The following is a 3,480-nucleotide window of genomic DNA, read 5'->3' as shown; positions in this document are numbered from 1 at the left end:
TCCCCGCGAAGGAGGCTGTCGCAAAAGCCCTAAAAGAAGGGAACCACAAAGGCACAAAGACACAAAGTTTTTTTGGTTGCTCTCAGGCTACCCGTTGAACAAACCAGACCCTTCTTTTCTTTGTGTCTTTGTGTCTTTGTGTCTTTGTGTCTTTGTGGTTCAAAGCTTAATCTACCTTTTGCGACACCCTCGCAGGAGGGTGTCGCAAAAGGGCAACCCCCCCCCGACCGTCATCCTCGCGAAGGCGGTTGTCGCAAAACCCTCCTCGCTCCCACGCTCTGCGTGGTAACGCCAGGACCCAACCACAGACACGATTCCTGTGGTTGGCTATGCATTCCCACGCAGAGCGTGGGAACGAGGTTCCTGGTGGGTTTTGCGACAGCCTCGCAGGCGGGGATCCACTGCTCGTGATGGATTCCCGCCTGCGCGGGAAAGACGGCAGACATGCAGATTGGGTCGAACGGAGTGAGCCCCAACAATTTCACCGATGATTGCAGATAGTTTGTTGGGGCTCGCATTCGCTCGACCCAACCTACGTCACTGTCGGTGGGTTCCGGTATGCATTCCCACGGAGGACCGTGGGAACGAGACTGAAAGAGAAATGAGCCTGTCCCATGGATAAAGTCCGAATAGAAAGCATCGAAACGCAAGCGGTTATTGGTGTTTATGAGTTTGAGCATGAAGCTCCTCAGCCATTAATATTGGACCTGGAACTGACCACTGATTTTTCAAAGGCCTTTACCAGTGACGACCTTCAGGATGCCCTGGATTACGATGCCATTACCCAGAAAGTAAGAGCATTTTGCGAGGCATCCCGCTATCAGCTTATCGAAGCGCTGGCGGGAGGGATTATCAGGCTGCTGATGGAGCACTACCCTGTGGATACGGTGGCGGTGACCATACGCAAGCCTCAGGCACTGAGTAATGCCCTGGCCACCGTCTGGTGTGAAAGAACCCGTATACAGATGATGGGGCAGGAATAAGCAACAGTGACTGTTTATGTTCTGGGTATTGGTTCTAATGAAAATGCAGAGTACCAATGTCGCCGTATGATCTCTGCCATTGATGAGGCTTTTGGTCCGATTAAGGTCAGTGAGCTGGTTGTGACCAGGGCAGTAGGCATTAATGCACCTGATTATGTGAACGGGGTTGTCTGCTTTGAATCGGATATTAACATCGAAGCGTTGAAACAGTGGTGTAAGTCTATCGAAGGGCAATTAGGACGAGATAGAAGTCGGGGGCTCTGCGCTGCTGATATTGACCTTTTGCTGGTCTTTGACTGGACTGAAGGTCAGCCGACTGACGAAATAATAGACCAGATTAATGAGTCATGGTTTCGTCCGCTGGTTGTTGATTTATTAAGCCATCATGATGTCTGGGTCTTTTGAAAAATAAAGGGCGTTATCCGATTTTCCTGGCAGAGAAATAAAAAAGGCCGTCTTCGAAAAGACGGCCAATGATATATACCCAAAGGGTTTGGCGTTGCAACAAGGCGGCAAGTGAGCGAAACCTTTAGGCCCTCGCTCCCCCCGGGAACTTAGACTGACTAAGTTCCCGGGGGAGCGAGGGCCGTAGCAACTTCAATGGCGACGGACATGCCGAAGTTAACCCGTTTAAGCATGGTTATAAACCGTTGCTATTTAAATCGATATTTTTGAGGGTTTATATGGATGATCCTTCTGCCCAGATTTACCAGCCTCCGCAGCGAGTATGAATTCATTAGCATTGACCAACTCGCGCACGCGATCACACTGTTCCTGGTTTGTTTTTTTCAGCGCGTCAATCGTTACTTGAAACTCTTCACGATCCAAGTTCCATGCTGCTTCCTCAAGGTCATAGGAGTCACTGATTGATCCCTCATCATCATCCAAGACGGGAAAATCACTATCGCCCCATTTTGATCCCGGAAGGTCAGAGAAAGCATTCTTGGTTATTGAACCCTCATCCTCATCCAGTTCAGAAAAATCGTCAGCGTTTTCACCCTTGCGGATTTCTTTATGCAATGCTGATATCGTACGATCCACGTCAACTACATCTTCCTGATCAGGGAGATTTACCCAATTTTGAAGATACCCAATGGCCGTTTTATCCTCTTCAGCTGACTTATCATGGGGCGTGCTGGCCTTTATAACTGGTCCGAAATTGTCGTGGCCATTGACCGGATCATGGTTTACAACCCAGTGGTTACGCTTGTCAGCTACCGCGTTCGACCCTGTAACTTCGTGCTTGTCATCTCTGACAGCCTCGTAGCCTGCGTAAGGACGTTTTTCAAAGCTCACCTTGCTCCATGTTAAGCCCTGCTGCTTGTCGTAACGAGTGATTGGGAGTGGACGGTTTTTGATCATCTCCTCTTTGTTAAACTCGTACCTGGCATCGATGATCTTATCATCTTTATCCTTTTCAACCGTCTGCTTTGCCCTGATGTCCAGTTTCAGCCTGTCGCGTCCTTGCCGCCACTCTAAGATGTCTGGGATCTGTCCGGCCTTGTATTCCTGAGCGAGCTTCAACTCGCACTCTTTTGAGTAAATTTCGAGGTTGCGGCGTATTACATCGGCGTTCTGGATGTGATGAGCAATTTGCCCCTGAAGCCACGTTGCCTCTGGCTTACTGTTACCTTCTAGCTTGATTTGCCCCAGGCACATCTGCTGGTAGTGAGCAGTCTGTTCATGATCTTCCATGTGCTGTTCCAGGCTGATTTTTTCAACCTCATCATGAACAACAAAGTTATGATCATATAAATCTGGGTATGCTTTTTTAAGCTCTGCTCTCATCTGTGCTATTTGAGCGGTAAATGTAGCTTCCTTCTCGGCTGCTTTTGACATAAGGAAGGCGTTTTTAACGTAATCATCGGTGCACTTGGCTGTAGGCGCTTTTACAGGAGGCTTAACAGTAAGAACCGGCTGTTCAGGAAGAGGCTTACCATTCTTCTGAGCCTCTGCCGCCAATGTTTGATACTCTTCCATCGCCTTCGTGTGCGCTTCAACGGTTTTGTTGTACGCTTCTTGTTCCTTCTTGAACTCGGCGTCAGCAGATACATTACCTTTCCTGGCGTATTCAGCCGTATCTGTGTGTAGCACCTGACCTGTAGCTTCTCTTACCGCTTTGGTTCTACCTTTGGTATCTTCCAGGTTAAGGCTTCCCTCGGCAATTTTCTTTGTAAACTCGTTGAGAACGGCGGCTTTGGGCTTCCTTTTTTCCATTTCAGCCTTGTGTTCATCATTCTTGGCTGCCGCGCGAGCCCACTTTGCATAAGCCTGTTCGTTAGCCCGATCCTTTTCGGCGCTGGATTGCCTATCTGGCCCAACAGCACTGGCTACTTCGCTTAAGGTTTTACCCGTACTTTGTGCATAGTATTTTTCAGGGTTGAAGAAGTAGTTGTATACATTCTTCAGCGGTGTGATCACGAAGGCATTCAGAGGCCTGTAAATTACGTGATAAGCCACGTAGCCCAAAAATTTGAAGGGCAGAGCCATGTAGGAA

General features: G+C 48.8%; 3 protein-coding genes. 2 read left to right on the top strand and 1 reads right to left on the bottom strand.

Going from position 1 to position 3,480, the window contains the following annotated elements; genetic code table 11:
• Positions 1 to 614 precede the first annotated feature (614 nt).
• Both folB and RM811_RS16140 read left to right on the top strand, forming a co-directional pair.
• Positions 615 to 983, top strand: coding sequence for a dihydroneopterin aldolase (gene folB, locus RM811_RS16145; protein WP_402526319.1), 369 nt, complete (start codon positions 615 to 617; stop codon positions 981 to 983).
• 6 nt (positions 984 to 989) lie between these two features.
• Positions 990 to 1,388 carry a 2-amino-4-hydroxy-6-hydroxymethyldihydropteridine diphosphokinase gene (locus RM811_RS16140; RefSeq protein WP_402526316.1) on the top strand — a complete coding sequence of 133 codons (399 nt, stop codon included), beginning with the start codon at positions 990 to 992 and terminating at the stop codon, positions 1,386 to 1,388.
• A 252-nt stretch (positions 1,389 to 1,640) separates the two neighbouring features.
• Here the strand turns inward: RM811_RS16140 and RM811_RS16135 are convergent.
• The coding region (locus RM811_RS16135; protein WP_402526313.1) for a hypothetical protein at positions 1,641 to 3,480 on the bottom strand (1,840 nt) is incomplete at its 5' end.

This window comes from Endozoicomonas sp., assembly GCF_031844845.1.
In the GTDB taxonomy this organism is placed as follows: domain Bacteria; phylum Pseudomonadota; class Gammaproteobacteria; order Pseudomonadales; family Endozoicomonadaceae; genus Endozoicomonas.
The sequence above is the reverse complement of the archived record's forward strand: the minus strand, read 5'-3'. Positions and strand labels throughout refer to the sequence as shown.

Excerpts from the sequence above, each read along its gene's own strand:
- folB (WP_402526319.1), top strand. The coding sequence starts at position 615 with ATGGATAAAGTCCGAATAGAAAGCATCGAAACGCAAGCGGTTATTGGT.